Origin of the sequence: Marinoscillum luteum, from assembly GCF_044005705.1 — a bacterium.
Classification (GTDB): domain Bacteria; phylum Bacteroidota; class Bacteroidia; order Cytophagales; family Cyclobacteriaceae; genus Marinoscillum; species Marinoscillum luteum.
The window spans coordinates 480,560-499,519 of record NZ_JBIPKE010000019.1; the positions used below are offsets into that span (position 1 = coordinate 480,560).

The following is an 18,960-nucleotide window of genomic DNA, read 5'->3' on the forward strand; positions in this document are numbered from 1 at the left end:
TCCCTGATCCATCAAATGCTGAAGAGGCGTCTTCCAAAAAGTCCTTCTTCCATTTGTAATCTTAAACTCTTATCTAATGTTAGAATAGATCTCCCTATTTCAATTAACGGGCCTATTAATGAACTAGAAGCGATTTCATTTTATGAAAAACTTATTTTCATCAACTTTATGGTTATAATGATAGTGCGTAATGGCATATCTTTCTCCTTCAGTTAACGGTTTACCACGATGTAAGCCACGAGTATCTGCGAACAATAACGTTCCAGCAGGAGCAGTAAAGGTAGTAGGTTCTTCCAAAACACCAGAACTAGTCAGTTTTTCAACCTCTTCTTCAGAAAAACGATAGTCTGCAATACTCTTGTTAAGAAATTTATTGGCATTCAAAAACTCTTTATACCTGTTAGATTTCCTAATGTACTGAAAAGGGCCGTTCTCTTCTAAAACATCTGTTAAATACAATATGGTTTTAAACTGATGCATAAAGGGGGCATCCCTATGCCATCCTCCACCAGATCCAAGATTATCTTCAGAGGCAGTTATTTTTCCCAACAGTTTGAATCCATCATGGATATTATGAACCACAAATCTTCGGAAGATTTCCATTGAAAGATTATCTACTTTAGGTATATCAAAATCACTTACAATTCTCTCAACACCATATGCCCTAACATCGGAATCATTTGATTCTCTTTTTAATAAATTTGGATGGTTGATTATAAAATTATCCGCAGCTTCAACAAGAACCCGACACTGTTCTTCTGATAGAAACCTCTCGATTTTAAAACATCCTTCATTTTTTAGACCACTTAATACATCCGCATGAGCTTCCTTTGCATTTATACTAGCATAATTCAACTTATAAAGGGTCTCAGAGAGGTACAATTTCAAACTATTTTTCATAACTCATTCGATGTTTAATGAAGAAAATCCAACCTAAGCTGATAATAAAATATATGAACGATTTACCAATTAAATTAATTTGTTCAATGGGAGACTCAAAGAATACTCCTAGAAATAATACCAATAAGGGGTAGGATACTAAGCTTAAATTTGCACGACTATATTTTAAGAGATCCCCAAAATTTCTAAGAATAAAAATGATGTAAAGAGAAACAACTACTATCCCACTAGGGAAAAATGGAATGTAAAATATTGTAGCAAATAGACCAGGAGAAGAACCCGCATGAGATGTTATTACGGGATATACTATTGTATGATTCATTCTATTAATCCCCCATATTTCAGGTTTGTCAGCCGGTTGGCCCAATATAATTGAAAATCTCCTAAAAATGTCTTGAAGTAACCCAACATTGGCCTCCATAGAAATGCTCAAATCATTTAGAATAGATTCCCCTGCAATTTGAAGCGATACATACCACATGGAAATTCTTCTGATCACCAGAAAGAAAAACTCTCCAGAAAATAATAGCTGAGTTGATGTTTCAACTCCATATTTGTTAGCCACTCCCATAAATAATGCAAGAAATCCGAAAACACCTACAAATAGGTATTTAAAGTTGGTTTTAATAAAACCAACCACTCCATTCGACTTCTTTGTCATGAAAATGGGCTTTTCCAGCTTGATGCAAAACAGTAAGATTATCAATATGAACAATACGTCATATGAGGATGTAGCAGTCAAAACCATAGAGATTAATACGAGTACATTGATCAGTCTTTGAAATTTAGTTATGTAAAATCCGTTTAAGGTCATTAACAATAAACCAAACACCATGCTCGAAAAATAGGCTTTGATCCCAAATACTAGCATCACTAGTTTCCCTGCTTCTTGAAACCGGACATGATGCCTAAAACTGTAGGAATACTGAGAAGAGAAAATCAAAGCCAATACTAAAAAACCAAGGGCCAATACAAAATTTAAAGATTCATTAGATGCCAACCGGCCAACAGCAACCAACAGCGTTTTGTTAAAATTCACTCGTGGCAGTAGTATATCTAAGATGAGAACGAGTAAAAAAACCGCAGGTACCCACAGAACAAAAAACAAGTGATTAGGCATATTAAAATAATATTCAAACCGCCCCGGGAATACCATTTGGGTAAGGAAAGGTAACCCATAGTATATTACTATAAATATTGTAAATACGATGATCGCCGGTCTACTAATCTCTGCTCTCATAATCCTAATCTATTGATTACAGTAGTAACTTCGACTGAGCACTATGAGAATAACTAACCTTATTACATGTGTACATAACAAAGTTATGATTATTGCCTCAACAGCGGAAAATTTTACTTCTAGCAATAAGAATATGATAATTGTCATTACATAGTAGCACAAATCCACAAGTAAAGTTACTTTCCTCTTAACTCTCCAAAAAGAATAATTGGCAAAATGCTGAGATACGGCAAAAATACAGAAGTACACACCTATTAGACCGATCAAACTTAAACTGAGATCAATTTGAAGCAATCTGTCAACGTAATTTAATAAAAGGATAATCGAACCGAAAATCGCTAAACTCATTAAACCATATAGTACTAACTTCGTTGGTGAAACTACTTCGTTAATTTTCTTTTTACTTTCAAGATATTCCTTTCTTTTTGTTGATATTAAAAACATATCAATAAAAAGAACTGGTATTGTACCTATTTGAGCTAGAAAGGAATATTGAGCGAGCAACTCTGGTTTAAAAAACCTTATTAACATACGATCAGTTAAAGGAATATTCCTTGTCGAAACAGCTTGTATTTGATTGAATATTAGCTTTCTGCGATAATCATTAAAATATCGTTTAAGTGTTACAATGTTTAAGTTTAAAAAGAGCCGATAAATTCTTCTAAGTTGATTATGTGTTAGAGAAAGTAAGATCACAACAAGGTTGATCATTAAAGATGAACTCAAAAAAATCCAAAAAAGAGTTGTTTGGGGGGATTGCAATGAAAATATCGGAACAAACAATATTAAAAAAGGACCGACTGATTTGGAGAGCATTACCAAACTCCACTTTTCAAAATCCTTCTTAAATAGTAATATTCGCTGAATTTCATCTATAACTTTCTCCAATGAAATGGCTCCCAAAAATGCTAAACTGTAAAAGATGTCATCAACATAAAGATAAATAAGACCAAATAGGATCATTATGAACACAATAAATTGATATATAAGTCTCTGATAATAAACTATCTCCGATCTTGCCTTTGAGACCCATATGATTTTTTGATCACTAAAGATATTTTTGTAAAAATCAAAATGAGCCTCATTATTCAAGATTATCATGAGCGACGCATAAGCTAGGAAATAGATTGACAACAGATTGGCTAGTTCTGTTAAACCAAAATCCAGCAATATGTAAAGAGTAACTGGCTTAACCCCAACTGAGGCTCCTCTTGCAACATAAAATAAAAATTTTCTGTTTAGACGCAAGTTTCTTGGGGTTTATAGTCCTAATAGTACTCGCTTAAACTTGTTGACTATTTTGTTTCGATTTTGAATGGCACCAATAAAGTAGTCTAACTTTTGTCTATTGTAACATTTTTCCAGATTCATTAACGAATCAAGTAAAGATTCAGGATTCTCAAATTCCCTAATTACTAATCCTTTAGCTAAAAATCCATAATTATCTCGTACATCTTTACTCAAAAAAGCAGCCTTATAGGTTGGTTTATTTTGAAATATAGAGTCTAAAATAACGGCAGACTCATTTGTAATCATAGCAATACATGAAGCAATATCGTTTTGCGGATTCCTATCAATACTACACCTTAGTTTTGCATACTTAAAATTTAACTCACGGGTATCTCTCGGGTGTGGTCTGTATAAAACACTATACCCTGAATGAATTAGTAACACTATCAATTTTTTGATTTCTTCTAAGGAATCTAAAGGATTCGTACAGATTAGTACTTTATTTTCTTCAGGTCGTTTATGCCCTTCCATTTCTGTGAAATGGAAGTCGAAGAGTTCAAATATCTTTCGATTATTTGGGTTTCTGTACTTATCAATACTATCCTGACTAAAAAGCACATTTAAATCATGAAACAAAGGTGGGAAATGAATAGAAACTGGTGCGTGTTGTATATACACCACTTTCTTATTGTTTAGTTTCCCATAGTCATAGTATAAGATGTTTGCTGGTGAGTGATCATTAAAATTGAATAATAACTGGGCAAAGTCAACCTTTTGTAGAATCAAATCAATCCCTGATAATTTGACTAATCTCATAAAGTTATCACGGTATAAACCGTCTCGGAAAGATTTAAAAACGTGTCTTAACAACACAGTACTATTACACAGAGCAAGCAACATTAACTGACGGTGATTGATATGATTGTACGGTGATTTAAATTGACCAATTGAAATTACACTAAGTTCAATTCCTACAGTTTCACACCATTCCGCAACTCTTAGCTGATTTGGTGAAAAAACGATACAAGAATATTTGAGACATAGTTTGAACCGTTTGGAAAAGAGTCTCTCAAAAATAAATCCAAACCATTTATAGGTGATGGCAACAATAAATAATGTTATAATCCTTGTAAATATTGAAGCTCCATTATCAAACCGACTAAGTATAGACCGCATCTGTAGGTAATATCTGAAGGCATTATCAATCATAGCTATCAATCTGTAATTGCAATAAAATATACATTATTTGCAACCTTCTCATCATTGCCCGCAGCTCGCCCTCCACTTAAGAACATGAAGGCTGGGTCAACCGCATTGTAAGTATTTGAAGCTATTGGAAGCCATGCAGGAGATGTTTGTTCTTTCGAAGTATATTCATAAATGATCTCGCTTAATTCAGAATACCTTACCACCATAACAGTGTTTGTCTGATTGCCCCATGTATCAGTGCATAAGCAGTATGCGTCCTTATCAATCAACGTAAAAATCACATATGCATTCCCATTTGCATCAATGGACAGGCCAGAAGGAGAAATTGGAAGTTTGTCACCAATATTTAAACTTTCAGATAATGAGGTATAATTCCAATCACCTTCAACATTTCTTTCCGCTAAAATAAGCTCGGTATTACTCTCATAATTTCGCGAATAGATTACTACTGGCAGTCCATTTGTAGTTACAGACATGGATCCCATTTCCAGGTGACATTCTGAAAGCAGAGGATCTGAACTTCCATCGATCACTTCTACATCGGATGGTGATGCTGGTATCCTTACTTGCTGGCCTTGAGATAACCAAGTCTGACCATAGTCATCAGAATACATATAACCAATCACATAAAAAGCCATCTCATTTTCATACTGAGAAAGAGAACTCATAGATTCCGGCAAGTATTCTGCCACCTTAAAACTGAGATGCATTCTTTGCTTAGAATCCAATACGAATGATTTGCTGTACCTAGTATATCCATTGGTTCGCCCTGAAGAAAAGGCATATCCCTTATCCACCCAAGATTTGTAAAAACCATTCAATAACTCCTCACCTCCATGCCAATTGCCATCTGGGCTTTTTTGATAGAAAACCAATGGCCAATGATCGTTCCAGTTTGATTGCCGAGCAATTAGATATAAATTGTCATTACTGTCAATTACCATTGAGGGATAGGTTAACCGATCACCGAAGAATTCTACTTCTGACCAACTGGCAATGTCTCCAGGTTTTAGACTTTGCTTATATCTCATTTGAGAAGCATGAGGTCCGTATGCTATGTGAATCAAACCTTTACTGTCCAATAACATTGAGGCTCCACCATGATTATCGTCTACATCTTTATCAATGGCTATCGACTGAGTCACCTTTCTAGTTAGTTTATTATAGGAGCTAACGTAAACGATAAAATCGTCATCATCATTCCCTAACCATGTGAATAGAATTGTAGAATCAGTTTCTATAAACTTTCCAGAATCTGAATATCCAGTAGCTCTTGATGACCCATAATTTGACACATTAATCACTACCGAATCTGTTTGTTGGATCTTTGGGACATTCAAAAAGTCATCTTTCAGATCAAAACACCTCACTAATAGAAGTGCTAAGAAGCTATATGAAATAGCATTAATGGTATACGTCATCTTTCAATCTACTTCCTTTCTCCAAGTCAACAGTGAAAGTTCGACCAATTATTTCAGGTAAGAATCTAGGATGCATGCCATAACCAGGCCTAATGCTTCTTACATTATTCTCCGTAATTAACTCTCCTTTTTTGATATCTTCAACAACATAAAGGGAGCGAGAAAAATCTTTTCCTTTCTTTTGCTTCTCGGTAAGTGTGTAATCTACTTTACCAATTGCTTTTTCAGCTTCTCGCACTGCCTTCACCATTTCGGTAAACTCCTTTTCATCTAAAGAAAAAGAAGCATCAGGCCCTCCCACTGAATGATCCAATATAAAATGTTTTTCAATGATTTTTGCTCCAAAGCATGTAGCCACCACGGGCACTGTGCTTCCCATTGTGTGGTCGGACAGTCCGGAGATAACACCATAGCGTTCTGCCAAATCTTTTACCATTACCATATTAGCCTCTTCAATAGGTGCCGGGTAACTTGATGTACATTTTAGCAAGGCAATATTATCATTCCCCATTCTCCTGCAGGCATCCAAAGCTCGTTCTATGTCTTTGTGTTCGGCAATACCAGTAGATATAATAATAGGTTTCCCTTGTGAAGCTACATATTCTATTAGAGGAATATCAGTAATCTCAAAGGAGGCAATTTTATAGGCAGGGGTGTTCAGATTTTTCAAAAAATCTACTGCAGTTTTATCAAAGGGGGAAGAAAAACAAATGAGCCCTTCCTCTGCTGCTGCCATAAATAAAGCCTCATGCCATTCCCAAGGGGTATAGGCTTCTTTGTACAAATCGTACAGGTTCTTACCTTCCCAGATAGTTCCCTTTATCAGAAAATCGTCCTTGCGAGAATCAATGGTGATGGTATCTGCCGTATAGGTCTGCAATTTTATACAGTCTGCCCCTGCCCTTTTAGCTGCTTTAATGGTTTCCAAGGCAGTTTCTAAGCTCCCATTATGGTTCGCTGAAAGCTCTGCGATGATAAATACGGCCTGATTCTCTCCTATTTCTCTATTTTGAATTTTCACTTTAATCTCCTTTCAAATTTTAACTCAGTTTCACTCTCAAAAGTGATTTCGTATTTTGCCTTCTTAAATATTTTGATAGACGCCTTATTATCTTTCAATACAAAGCCATAAACTGTTGCTAGGTCTGGCTTATCATTCAGTAGCTTAGCTACGCCCCTCTCAAGTAAGTACGTGCCAAAACCTTTTCCGGTCGATTGCGAATCAATCAAATAACTAATCTTTGCAGTTCGCTGGTTTTCTTCTATATCGAAACGGATGGAGCCGGCCTTTTTGTTATTTGCTTCAAGTATATAATAGGCGCAAGCATTGGATCGCAATTTTTCCTTAAACCACTCCGTATGTGCTTCTTTCGCTATTTCTATTTGATTATAGGCAAAGGCTCTTACTGTTTTATCATTTGCCCATTGATAGGTGACATCCAAGTCCTCTGATGTTGCCTCTCTCAATATGAATTGATAATAAATTTTCGCATGAATCACTACGTCAATATACTTGCCATCAAAAAAACTATGTTCTCTAAGTACAGCTTCCTGTTTAAACCCGCTCTTTGCCATTGCGCTATACAACCTAGGCCTTAGATCGAAAGCATAAGTGAAGATTTTATGAAAGTTAAGTTCCTCAAAAGCTAGCTGTTCTATTAATCCCAAATAAGTAGTCCAGTGAAACTCAAAATGCTCTTTTTCCAATGCGGTATCCATTATAAAGGATATTTCTGCGTTCTTGTCTACCCAATTAATATGAACTAAGCCTCCGTAGCCAATGCATTTAGAATCCTTTAGATAAGTAAACAGGATTTGATTGGGCTGCTCTTGGTCAAATAGTTTCAAGACTACATTACTAAAATACTGATCCTGCGCTTCTTTCGTGAGTGGCTTATCTTGCCTGAGGTGATAAATCTGCTCATTGCGCCATTTCATGATATCATAACGATCTTCCATTCTGATGGGTATAATAGAATACTCATCCGATACAAATTTTTGCCGATTTAAAATCTTATAGGAGCTCATATTTAATTTCCGCCAATTTACAATCAGTCAATTCATCAATATCCTACACCGCTAAAGGGCTCAACCCCACAGTAGAACTTACCCAAATCAATCAATTTTTTTTTGTGTCATTCCCAGATTAATCTCCTTCATCCAATTATGCTGAGCCAATTCCAACGTAATTTGATCTAAATCAAAGGAACTTTTTGTCAAATGACAAAGTAAAGAAACCATCGCATAATCCTGAGGATAATCCACAGTAAATCGAACATCCATATTAGGCAAATTGAATTCAATGATGTTCTTTTTAATCAAATCTGTGTTTGCTATGAAATACGTTACATGTTCCTTTTCAGCATTTGTTCTGATCTTACCTATCCTGTCAAGCAAACACGCAGACTTTATTACTTCAAAATTTGAACCTAATGGTAGTCCTTGTGTTTTCGTATAATCACAATCTGAATCAATATGATATCTAATCGCCTCCGTCAGATACTTGGGATCTATCATTGGGTTATCTCCCGTTAGCCTTATTACATGATCAAAATTATATGTTTGGGTAAGATCAAAGAACCTACTTTGCACATCATTTTCATCTCCTCTGAATATTGAAATATTCCTTTTTTTGGCGAAGACCTCAATTGGATCATTCTCTTCATTCCTGGAAGTCGCGATAATAATTTGATCAATCAATTCCACCTTCCTAAGAGCCTCTGCTATTCGTCCCAGAATTGGTGGCCCGTCAGGAAAAGGCATGGGCATAAGTACTTTACCAGGTAGTCGAGTTGACTGAAATCTAGCTTGTATAATAGCACCAATTTTAAGATTTGATTGTCCACCCACCATCTACTATGAAATTTTGACCTGTGACAAAACTTGATGCATCAGATACAAGAAATGTAAAAATACCTCCTATTTCTTCAGGAAGCCCGATGCGATGTAAAGCTGTTTTCTTTTCTAACCTTTTAATAAATTCTTTATTCTGTTGTACGGTGTATGAGGGAAATGGGCCTGGAGAAATACAATTCACTCTAATTCCCTCCTTACCCAAATAACTCGCATAATACTTCGTTAGTTGGATCACTCCAGCTTTACCAGCTCCATAATGTGGAGGGCTTAAGAGTTGAGATAAACCATCATAAACATCAAAATCTGGCGCCACTAATCCATACATGGAGGATACATTAATAATGCTACCTCCTTTCATTTTTCTAAAAACAGGAACTATGGCCCTAATTGATCTAAATAGCGTATTTAGTGTACCATCAATACTAATATTCCATTGAGTGTTGTCCAACTCCTCTGGGTTATTACCTTCCACATAGAACGCATTATTAATAATGGCATCAATCCTCTTTTCTTTGTCTAAAACGCTTTCAATTGCCTTCAGCATTGAATCGCCATCCTTAATATCACAGAAAACAAAGTGGATCTGATCAAAGTTACTTTGCTGGAACTTCTCCATAAATTTTGCTTCCGATCTCCCCAAAACATACACCGTTGCTCCATGATAAGATAAATTATCCACTATGCCCTTACCCAGATGACCATAGCCCCCAGTAATCAAAACAACTTTATCTTTAGTGGTGATACTTAATGGTTTCGCGCTCAATCTTTGGCCAATTAAAGGGTAATAAAATTTGTTCAGAGACAGGTGTTTCAGGGCTTGCAAGCTGTTCATGAACAGCTCCAACTAAATTGACATTTTGCCTCAACTGTTGAAGGCTATCTATTCCAATTACAACTTTGTCTATGTAACTATTATAAAGAACATAATTTAATAAAACATTGACTTTACTATCAGCTGAAAGATACATTTCCTGAAACTGTTTCATCCAATGTTTGATAGGATCAAAAAAAGAAGGCAAATTTTCTGGTTTTAGAAAAAAAAGTCCCTGTAAAAAGCAAGAACGTGCATGAACTTCAATATTCTCTTTTCTTAATGTCGAAAAGTGGCCTTCAAATCTATTATCTAATATATTATATGGGATTTGGATAATATCCGGAACCATCCCCATGTCCAAAAGCCTTAAAAGTTCTTCCGGTCTATATAATGAAAACCCAATTTTCTTGATAATTCCCTCTTCCTTATACCCCATCAATCTCTGCCAGATTGATGGGTTTTTAATCAAACAATTGACATTATGAGCCATATATCCGTATAGTTTGTTAACAGCTAATCTTGACAAGCTCTGTCGTAAGTATTCGGATAGTTGAATTTCATCCGTATCAGGGAATTTGGTCACTAGCTTAAAATCCCCTATCCTCTGCTCCCCAAGCTTTTCTTCGCTATTGCCATAACCATAGGCTGTATCAATCGTATCAATTCCTACCTCCCTACAATAATCTAAAATAGCTCTTACTTCATTATTCGCTACTATTCCAGATTCATTGCTGATACCATAATCCAAGCCAAATTGAACGGAACCAATTGCTAATTTATTAATCAAAATATTTCAACTTTCTGTTTGATAGAACTTCAATATTGTTTCAATGACAAAGGTAAGATCCCCTTTGGTAAGAGAAGGATACAAAGGCAAACTAATGCAGTTTTGATAGTAGTTCTCGGCATTTGGCAAGTCACCTTCTTTCCAGCCAAATTGACGATAATATGGCATTAAGTGACATGGAATATAGTGGATCTGAGCATAGATATTGCTGTCTCGTAAACGATTGTAAAGCCCAAAGCGATTCTCTACTTCCAATATATACAGGTGATAAGCATGACCCTCTACAAACCCTGATTGACTCTTGACAAATGGCTTACCAATAAATGCTTCATTGTAGTCTGATGCTATTTCTCTTCTCCTTTTGATCCCGCCATCAGCTCTTCCTAACTGACTTAATCCAAGAGCACACTGAAGGTCAGTCAAGCGATAGTTATATCCCAACTCCTGCATCTCCATATACCAACCTGGCCATCCACTATTGGAGATTTGTTGTTCACTGGAAGCAAACTCATGAGAATTTTGAAATTCTCCTGAGTCTTTGGTTATTCCGTGTGTACGAAGCTTCAGTAGTTTTTTATATAATGCTTCATCATTTGTTGTGATCATTCCCCCTTCACCTGCGGCAATATGCTTTACCGGATGAAAAGAAAAAATGGCAAGACCTGCAAACTGTCCATTACCACACTTTTGCTCCTGACCCTGGCTGTCGACAAAATAACCACCCGGAGCATGACAGGCATCTTCAATGATCCATAAACCGAATTCATTTGCGAGTTCTCTGAATCTTTCCAGATCCACAGCTCTGCCAGCAAAATCAACTGGAATTATTCCTTTGTAGGTTCCCTTTGGCGATGCTTCCAACAGTTCTCGCACCCTATTGATATCCAGAAGGTAGGTTTTCGGGTCTATATCAGCAAACACCACTTCTCCTCCACAGTACCTTACACAATTTGCCGAAGCTGCGAAGGTGATCGGTGTAGTAATTACCTTATCTCCCTCCTTAACTCCCAAAGCTAAGGCGCAAAGATGTAGAGCTGCCGTACCATTAGCAACCGCTACCGCATATTTTGAGCCAACATAATTAGCAAAAGCCACTTCAAATTCTTCGATTCGAGGACCTTGAGTCAGGTAGTCAGACCTTAAAGCATCAACTACAGCCTGAACATCCTCATCCGTTATATTTTGCTTTCCATATGGGATAATCCGCTGCCTCATACCTTAAAGTTAGGGTCAACATGCTCAATTATCAGACTTCTTAGCGAATCTATACTTTCCCATTCCGTATTCTCTCCGGAATTGTATCGAAAGCCTTGTATTACTTTGGTGGCATTAAATTCTTTGATGTAATCCTGCAAACTCCACTGATGTGTTGCTGGAAGTATGGCATAGTACTTACCCAGATCATACGTATAAAATGAATCTGAAGCAGTAATCATTTCTTCATGTACCTTTTCCCCGGGACGAATCCCAACTACTGGCTTATCACATTCTGGGCCAATCGCTTCGGCTACATCCATTATCTTATAGGAAGGTATTTTTGGGACAAATAGCTCCCCACCCCATGCGTGTTCCAAAGCATGCATCACCATATTCACACCACCCTGAAGGGAAATATTAAAGCGTGTCATTTCAGGATCTGTAATGGGTAAGACCCCATCCTTTTTCTTATTAATAAAAAAAGGGATTACGGAACCATTAGAGCCCATTACATTACCGTACCTTACTACCGAAAACTTAATGGGGTTATTCCCACGAATGTTGTTGGCCGCTATAAATAGTTTATCGGAAGTCAGTTTGGTTGCTCCGTATAGATTGATTGGAGCACATGCTTTGTCTGTAGATAAAGCCACTACCCGCTCTACCTTTGTCTTCAGACTGGCATCCACCACATTTTGTGCTCCTCCAATATTCGTTTTGATACACTCTTCCGGATTGTATTCAGCAATGGGTACATGCTTCATGGCAGCAGCATGAATTACATAGTCAATGCCCTGAAAAGCCCTTACCAACCGACTCTTATCACGCACATCCCCAATAAAAAACCTGACCTGGGGGAATTTATCATACGGATACTCCTGAGCCATCTGAAACTGCTTTTGTTCATCCCTTGAGAAGATGACTAATCTCTTTACATTGGGATATTTGGTTAAAACATGTTGGGTAAGTGCTTTACCCAGAGAACCAGTACCTCCAGTAATAAGAATTGATTTATTGTTTAACATCTCGAAATACTATAATTAATAATTACATATAAACAAACTCCAATTAACCCACTGAATAAAAAGCTCGCTAAAATCAATACTCGCTTGGGTTTACTTTTTTCCACAGGAACCTTCACCGGCTCCAGCACCGTAAAAACAGGTGTCTCCTCTTTGACTTTAATCTTTGCCTGTTCCATCTGAGAAGCTAAACCTTTATAAACTTCAAAGGCAATGTTCATCTCATTTTGCAGGCGCTGATACTCTGTCTGTACCATCGAGCTAGTGATGTTCTTGTTTTGATCCGCAAAACGTGCGACTTGCCTTTGCTTTACCTCATACTCCTTTTCAGCCTCAGCATACCGTTCACGGATAAATTCGAGGTTTACTTTGGCTTTTCCTATTTTGTATTCTGTCACTTCCACAGTGAGTTTTTTTACCAAGAGGTCTGTCAACCGGGCAGCGGCATAAGGGTCAGGCATCTCGGTGGTTACAATAATTACTCCCGTCTTGGTGTCTACGGATACATTTACCCTTTCCCGGTACTTTTCCAGTAGCTTCCAGTCGCCTTTGGTCAGGTGGATCAGGTCATCCGGAGGGTTGGTGGGGGCCACTTCCTCAGCCCTAAAGAGTCCTTTGGCCTTCCCCGGCAGGCCGATGGTATATTCAGCTAAGAAGCCAAAGAGCGATGGCCTATCGATCTCGGTAAAGTAGGTGTAACTACTCAACAGTGAGTCGAGTTTTTCGAAGCGGATGGGGGTGTGAATGAGTTCTAACTGGAAAGGGATGCTTTTCACGATCTCCGGGTAGAGTTCGGGTGTGAGTGATCCGGTGGCTCCCATACCTCCCAAGTCAATCCCAGCCAGACCAGCCAAACCACCCAACCCACCGAAATTTCCTTTCATCCCCTCTTGATTTTCCGGCATCAGTTTACATGAAGCTTCGTATTCTACTTTGGAGGTGAAAGCGATGAGCAGGCCAACCGCCATGAAGGTGCCCGTTACTTTCAGGATAAAGCGACGTTTGGACCAGATGACCCGAGCAAGCTCAAGGAGATCAATTACATCTTCTTGCATGACTTTGTTTGGTTCTTTCATACTAATCCGATCGCAAAGATAAGTTTAAAAAATGAGGATTTCGGTAAAGGTTCATACTGTCATGAAGTGGTAATCTGAAATAAACCAAGGGTAACCCAGCATCATCTTGTCAAATTATTAATAATAAGTGCCAAAGTGCCTATACCCGTGGTTATGCTAATAATCTCTCCGGGACTCAGTTTCCTTTTTGCAGGTCTCCTGGGAATAATCACTTCAGCCCCGGGTTCCACTTTAGGATAATCCCTAAACCACAGAAAACTTCTGGTGCGTTCGGCGCTACCATTGGCATAAACCACGTAAGACTTGTTTCTCTTGGCGTTGTCTGCAAACCCCCCCGCCTTCGAAATAAATTGATTGAAGGAATTCGACTTATCAAACCGCACGGTACTTGGGTAGAGTACCTCGCCACGTATTCTTACAGTTTGCAACTCCCTCGGCACACTAATCACATCCCCCTCCTTGAGGATTAGATCAAAACCAGAGCCGGGGTTTTCAAGAATTTCAACTAAACGAATTCCTATGGATTCTTGTGCTTTAAATGCTTGTTGACTTTTGTCTATGAGCGTATCTCTTTCCAGTAGGCTTGTTAGTTCCTCTCTCCTAATCTTTGCCGCTTCATCGCCCTCATCTTCCGACACATAATACTCCGTTCGGCGGATTAAAGAGGCTCCCTTGGCATAGGCGAAAGCAGTCAATCCCCCAGCCCGCTTCAACACATCAGAGATACGTTCGTTTTTGGTTTGAAGAGCATATTTCCCCGGATATTGTACTTCCCCTTCAATCTCTATAATACTTTGTTTTTCATAGAAAGGTGACTTACGGATCACCACCAGATCAAAGGGTTTCAACTCAAATTGCGAACCAGTTGCATTCAACGACAAATTCTGATCAATTGGAAAATTGAAAATCTCAGATGCATTGCTCCCGTCTCCCATGTCCTCTGTAACCCTACGAGCCACCTCCACAAAAGACTTAGCTGCAGTTTCCTTAAAACCATTCGCCAGATAAATGAGATTCTCCACGGTCATCCCTTTTGCAAACGGATAATTGCCAGGGATCAACACCTCACCCTGAATAGACACCGTATAGTTCTCTTTCATGTCGAAAAGCGATTGAACCCTAATCAGATCTTCTGATTTCAATGCCAAATCAAAGGTTCCATTCAGTACTTCTTGAGGAGAAAAAGCCAAATTTGAAAGGGTTAAATCATCATTCTGCCTGATCACTATCGCTCTTGGCAAGAAGACATCTGCTCGGAATCCATCTGAAACAGCTATTAGATCAGACAACATCATGCCTTCTTTGAGTTCAAACTCACCGGGATGATTCACTGCTCCCTCTATCCGAACCCTTCCGATAAACTGATCCTGAATGGCCCCGATCTCAATGTAATCCCCCCCCTGTAACTTAAATCCTGCAAAGTCGTCAGGTGATATGGTCTGGACGGTTTTTCGGTTTCCCAAATTTCTTCTTAGTGAAATGCTTGCCTGGTATGCCCTGTCAGTGAATCCCCCTGAGAACTCCAGAAGCTTTGATAAAGATTCCTCAGCCTTTATTTCATATATGGCCGGACGCTTCACCTCTCCATCAATGGAAATCCGATTGAGATAAGGCTTTACCAACAGTACATCCTGATCCTGAAGCATGATATTCTGACCCTCGCCGTAAATCAAAAAACTATAAGCATCCAGAGTAGCCACTTTTTGCCCGCCCCTGAATACCTGAATATCCCTAAGCGAACCCTTGTTATTCGGACCCCCTGCAAAATACAAGGCATTGAAAGCAGTCCCAAACGAGGACATCTGATAGGTTCCTGGTCGGTCTACTTCACCAATCACATTAACATTAATGGTTCTTGTTTGACCAAGGCTCACCTGAGCATGAGTATTGTCCCCCAGGGTGCTATAAATGGCCTTCAACTTGGACAAAATTCTTGATTCAGCCCGCTCCATAGAAAGTCCATTCAGATAAATAGGCCCCAAACTTGGAATAATGATAGACCCCTCCGGTGATACTTCTAATTGATAGGTCTGTTCTGAAGCGCCCCACACATCAATAATGATTTGGTCTCCAGCACCAATCTGATACCCTTTTGGAGTGGCAATACTTAAACTCGGCTCGAAGGTGAGGTTCTGATTCTTAAAAAAAGAAAGTCCAAAAATTTTTAATTCTGAATCATCCTTTAAGGTATCTAGTGGGAAAATGGATGCAAAGGGATCAAATGTTGACGACCGGTTTTCATCATTGGCCTGTCTATTGTAATCGATCGTTGAGGTTCTACCTCTCGATATTTCCTTACTTCCTCCTCCACTGCTTCCTGATTGAAGCTTTGCGATTCTTTGTCTAAGCTTGGACATCTGAGCAGAGGACATGCCACGGGCTCTGGCAAGGACTTCAAGCTGTTGTTCGGAATACCCACTGGCCTCCATTTGATCGATGAACTTCTGAACCTGCTGATCGCTCAGTTCATCTACATTGACATTCTGCAGGTTCTGTATGCTGGAAGCGTCCTGCGCTTGGGCAATCGCAACATGTGCAACCGTAATGATACAAACCAGAAAAATTCTGATAATGACTTTACTCATTCTATTTTCAAATTTCGGATGCAAAGGTAGTAAAACGATTGATGAATCTGATTGGTATGAAAAAAACCTGATGAGCTAGCTTTTCAAGCCGCCAGCCACCAAAAAATGTGGATTCAACAGGTCCTTCTTATTGTAAGCCACCGGTCTCTTGGTTCCCTTCACTGTAACTGTGCCGCCAGCTTCCTCAACGATAATTTGGGCCGCAGCGGTATCCCATTCCATGGTGGGTGCATATCGTGGATAGAGATCTGCCACCCCCTCCGCAATCATTAGTAATTTCAAGGAACTTCCCTTGGATAGCGTCTGAGGCTCATTCAACCCGTCCAGATAGGCCTGCGTTTCGTCATTCAAATGAGACCTGGAAGCCACCACATTGAGGCCTTTGTCGCTCAGGCTGAAGTGGTTTGAACTTATGCGGTCACCATTTTTAAAGGAACCTTCTCCTTTGACCGCCCAAAAAAGATCATTCAACACTGGTGTAAAAACCACCCCAAGTATGGCTCGATTCTCATGAATCAACGCAATGTTTACCGTGAACTCTCCATTTTTTTTGATAAACTCCTTGGTTCCGTCCAATGGATCAATCATCCAGAAGTAGTCCCACTGGCTTCTCGTTTCATAGGGAATCGAATTTCCTTCTTCACTCAGAATGGGAATTCCCGTCGGCTCCAACTCCTTAACAATGGCCTGGTGTGATGCCTTATCTGCCAGGGTCAGAGGTGAGTGGTCAGATTTTGCCTCAATAGAAAAATCACCCGAGTCGTAAATACGAAGAATTTCCACACTCGCCTTCTGAGCGGCGATTTTGGCTATCTCTAAAAGGTTCTTGAAGTCCATATGCGTAAAGAAAAGTCACCTGCACTCTATAATAGAATGCAGGTGACTGTTAGGTTATTGTTTTTGAATAAAATCAGATAATCATACCTGCTGCCACAGTCTCGTTGGTAGCATCGTCAACCAATATGATACTCCCTGTCTGTCTGTTTTTTCTGTAAGAATCTGCCAGAACTGGCTTGGTAGTCCTCAGCTGTACCCTACAAATATCATTCATCCCTACATTCTTGTCCTCCTCATTCCGGTGAAGGGTATTGATATCCAGCTTATACCTCACCTCTTTGATCATGGCTTTCATGTCAGCAGTGGTATGACGCAGCGTATACTTAGTCCTTGGCATGGGGCCTTTCTGATTCAACCAACAAAGCATCACTTCCAAATCCTGTTTTGCTTCAGGCTGATTATTAGTTCTTACGAGCATGTCTCCTCTGCTCACGTCCACATCATCCTCTAGTGTGATCGTCACCGACATGGGCGCATACGCCTCCTCGATAGGGCCATCAAAGGTTTCAATTGATTTGATTTTAGAACTAAATCCTGATGGCAGCACGGTCACTTCATCTCCAGGCTTGAAAATTCCTCCGGCTATGCGGCCGGCATACCCTCTATAGTCATGATACTTATCAGATTTAGGCCTGATAACCGTCTGTACAGGAAACCTGCAATCGATGTGGTTGTGATCGCTACCGATGTGCATATGTTCTAGGGTATAGAGCAAAGTAGAGCCTTCAAACCAGGACATATTCTCACTTCTGTTCACCACATTGTCCCCCTTCAGTGCGCTGATGGGTATAAACCTCACATCCTTTACTTCCAATTTCGAAGCAAAATTCTCAAAGCTCTCTACGATATTGTCATAAACTTCCTGGCTATAATCCACCAGATCCATCTTATTGACACAAACCACGAGGTGTGGAATCTGAAGCAATGAAGCAATGATGGAGTGACGACAAGTCTGATCTACAACGCCATTTCTGGCATCTATAAGGATCAAAGCAACATTGGCCGTAGACGCCCCTGTGACCATGTTTCTGGTATACTGTATATGGCCCGGTGTATCCGCAATAATAAACTTCCGCTTGGGTGTAGCAAAGTATCGGTAGGCCACGTCAATGGTAATTCCTTGCTCACGCTCATCCTTTAGCCCGTCTGTCAGCAAAGCCAAATCTGCCCCTTCGAGTCCCTTTCGCTCACTTGACTGACGCACCTGCTCCATCTGATCCTCAAAAATCGATTTGGAATCAAATAACAGTCTTCCAATGAGGGTGCTCTTTCCATCATCCACACTGCCTGCGGTGGTGAATCGAAGTAGCTCCATGTCCAGGTAGCTATTCGCTTTGGCTGTTGGCTGTTCGCCTGTTTTGCTCATTTTAATTCAATTTATTCCTAAAAGAATTTAGTTGTTTTGCAATAATATCAAGATCATCAATTACAGATGAAAAATCTCTCTCTGATAAATGTCCCAACTTATTGGAAATAACCAGCTGGGTTTTAAGCTCAAAAGCCGACCCAATCGCAATTTCAATGAATCTCTTGAAATCCTTTTCTGATGATCGACTACATCCTTCGGCAAAATTAGAAGGCACTGAAACCGAAGCCCTTCTCAACTGGCTAACGAGTCCATATTTTTCTTCACCCGGATAGTTGGCTGTGAGGGAATAAATCTTCACTGATAAGCTGATTGCGTTATTCCAAACATCATACTTCGTAAAGTCCCTCATCTAGTTAGTTCAAAAGTCAAATAGCTTACAGCTATAGGCCAATACCTATACCTAGCCGCCAAAGCCTA

The 18,960-nt window shown here is 39.2% G+C and carries 17 protein-coding genes; all 17 read right to left on the reverse strand.

Annotated elements, in window-relative coordinates; genetic code table 11:
* Window positions 1–135: 135 nt before the first annotated feature.
* Window positions 136–900, reverse strand: coding sequence for a phytanoyl-CoA dioxygenase family protein (locus tag ACHKAR_RS17115; protein ID WP_395418648.1), 765 nt, complete (start codon window positions 898–900; stop codon window positions 136–138).
* On the reverse strand, window positions 890–2,140 hold the full coding sequence (locus tag ACHKAR_RS17120) for a hypothetical protein (protein WP_395418649.1): 1,251 nt from the start codon (window positions 2,138–2,140) through the stop codon (window positions 890–892). Before ACHKAR_RS17120 ends, ACHKAR_RS17115 begins: the two co-directional genes overlap by 11 nt.
* Window positions 2,141–2,149: 9 nt before the next feature.
* Complete coding sequence (locus tag ACHKAR_RS17125) at window positions 2,150–3,388, reverse strand: hypothetical protein (RefSeq protein ID WP_395418651.1); 1,239 nt, start codon at window positions 3,386–3,388, stop codon at window positions 2,150–2,152.
* Window positions 3,389–3,400: 12 nt separating this feature from the next.
* Window positions 3,401–4,546, reverse strand: a complete 1,146-nt coding sequence (locus ACHKAR_RS17130) for a hypothetical protein (RefSeq protein ID WP_395418653.1) — start codon at window positions 4,544–4,546, stop codon at window positions 3,401–3,403.
* Window positions 4,547–4,584: 38 nt separating this feature from the next.
* Window positions 4,585–6,000 (reverse strand): BNR-4 repeat-containing protein, encoded by a 1,416-nt coding sequence (locus tag ACHKAR_RS17135; protein ID WP_395418654.1) that lies wholly within the window; start codon window positions 5,998–6,000, stop codon window positions 4,585–4,587.
* Window positions 5,984–7,021: a pseudaminic acid synthase gene (gene pseI / locus ACHKAR_RS17140; RefSeq protein ID WP_395418656.1), complete on the reverse strand. Its 1,038-nt coding sequence runs from the start codon at window positions 7,019–7,021 to the stop codon at window positions 5,984–5,986. The genes ACHKAR_RS17135 and pseI overlap by 17 nt, the downstream gene beginning before the upstream one ends.
* Window positions 7,018–7,959, reverse strand: a complete 942-nt coding sequence (locus tag ACHKAR_RS17145) for a GNAT family N-acetyltransferase (protein ID WP_395418658.1) — start codon at window positions 7,957–7,959, stop codon at window positions 7,018–7,020. Before ACHKAR_RS17145 ends, pseI begins: the two co-directional genes overlap by 4 nt.
* Window positions 7,960–8,115: 156 nt before the next feature.
* Complete coding sequence (locus ACHKAR_RS17150; protein WP_395418659.1) at window positions 8,116–8,853, reverse strand: cytidylyltransferase domain-containing protein; 738 nt, start codon at window positions 8,851–8,853, stop codon at window positions 8,116–8,118.
* The gene (locus ACHKAR_RS17155) at window positions 8,828–9,619 is read right to left on the reverse strand and encodes an SDR family oxidoreductase (RefSeq protein WP_395418660.1); all 792 of its coding nucleotides are present in this window, start codon (window positions 9,617–9,619) and stop codon (window positions 8,828–8,830) included. The genes ACHKAR_RS17150 and ACHKAR_RS17155 overlap by 26 nt, the downstream gene beginning before the upstream one ends.
* Complete coding sequence (locus tag ACHKAR_RS17160; protein ID WP_395418661.1) at window positions 9,588–10,457, reverse strand: aldo/keto reductase; 870 nt, start codon at window positions 10,455–10,457, stop codon at window positions 9,588–9,590. The genes ACHKAR_RS17155 and ACHKAR_RS17160 overlap by 32 nt, the downstream gene beginning before the upstream one ends.
* 6 nt (window positions 10,458–10,463) lie before the next feature.
* Window positions 10,464–11,672, reverse strand: a complete 1,209-nt coding sequence (pseC, locus tag ACHKAR_RS17165; RefSeq protein WP_395418662.1) for a UDP-4-amino-4,6-dideoxy-N-acetyl-beta-L-altrosamine transaminase — start codon at window positions 11,670–11,672, stop codon at window positions 10,464–10,466.
* The gene (pseB, locus tag ACHKAR_RS17170) at window positions 11,669–12,679 is read right to left on the reverse strand and encodes a UDP-N-acetylglucosamine 4,6-dehydratase (inverting) (protein WP_395418663.1); all 1,011 of its coding nucleotides are present in this window, start codon (window positions 12,677–12,679) and stop codon (window positions 11,669–11,671) included. The genes pseC and pseB overlap by 4 nt, the downstream gene beginning before the upstream one ends.
* Window positions 12,673–13,731, reverse strand: coding sequence for a Wzz/FepE/Etk N-terminal domain-containing protein (locus tag ACHKAR_RS17175; protein ID WP_395418664.1), 1,059 nt, complete (start codon window positions 13,729–13,731; stop codon window positions 12,673–12,675). The genes pseB and ACHKAR_RS17175 overlap by 7 nt, the downstream gene beginning before the upstream one ends.
* A gap of 122 nt (window positions 13,732–13,853) precedes the next feature.
* Window positions 13,854–16,337, reverse strand: coding sequence for an SLBB domain-containing protein (locus ACHKAR_RS17180; RefSeq protein ID WP_395418665.1), 2,484 nt, complete (start codon window positions 16,335–16,337; stop codon window positions 13,854–13,856).
* 75 nt (window positions 16,338–16,412) lie between these two features.
* Window positions 16,413–17,174 (reverse strand): 3'(2'),5'-bisphosphate nucleotidase CysQ, encoded by a 762-nt coding sequence (gene cysQ / locus ACHKAR_RS17185; RefSeq protein WP_395418666.1) that lies wholly within the window; start codon window positions 17,172–17,174, stop codon window positions 16,413–16,415.
* A gap of 73 nt (window positions 17,175–17,247) precedes the next feature.
* Window positions 17,248–18,540: a sulfate adenylyltransferase subunit CysN gene (gene cysN / locus ACHKAR_RS17190; protein ID WP_159582761.1), complete on the reverse strand. Its 1,293-nt coding sequence runs from the start codon at window positions 18,538–18,540 to the stop codon at window positions 17,248–17,250.
* A 1-nt stretch (window position 18,541) separates the two neighbouring features.
* Window positions 18,542–18,892, reverse strand: a complete 351-nt coding sequence (locus ACHKAR_RS17195; protein WP_159582760.1) for a four helix bundle protein — start codon at window positions 18,890–18,892, stop codon at window positions 18,542–18,544.
* Window positions 18,893–18,960: the final 68 nt, after the last annotated feature.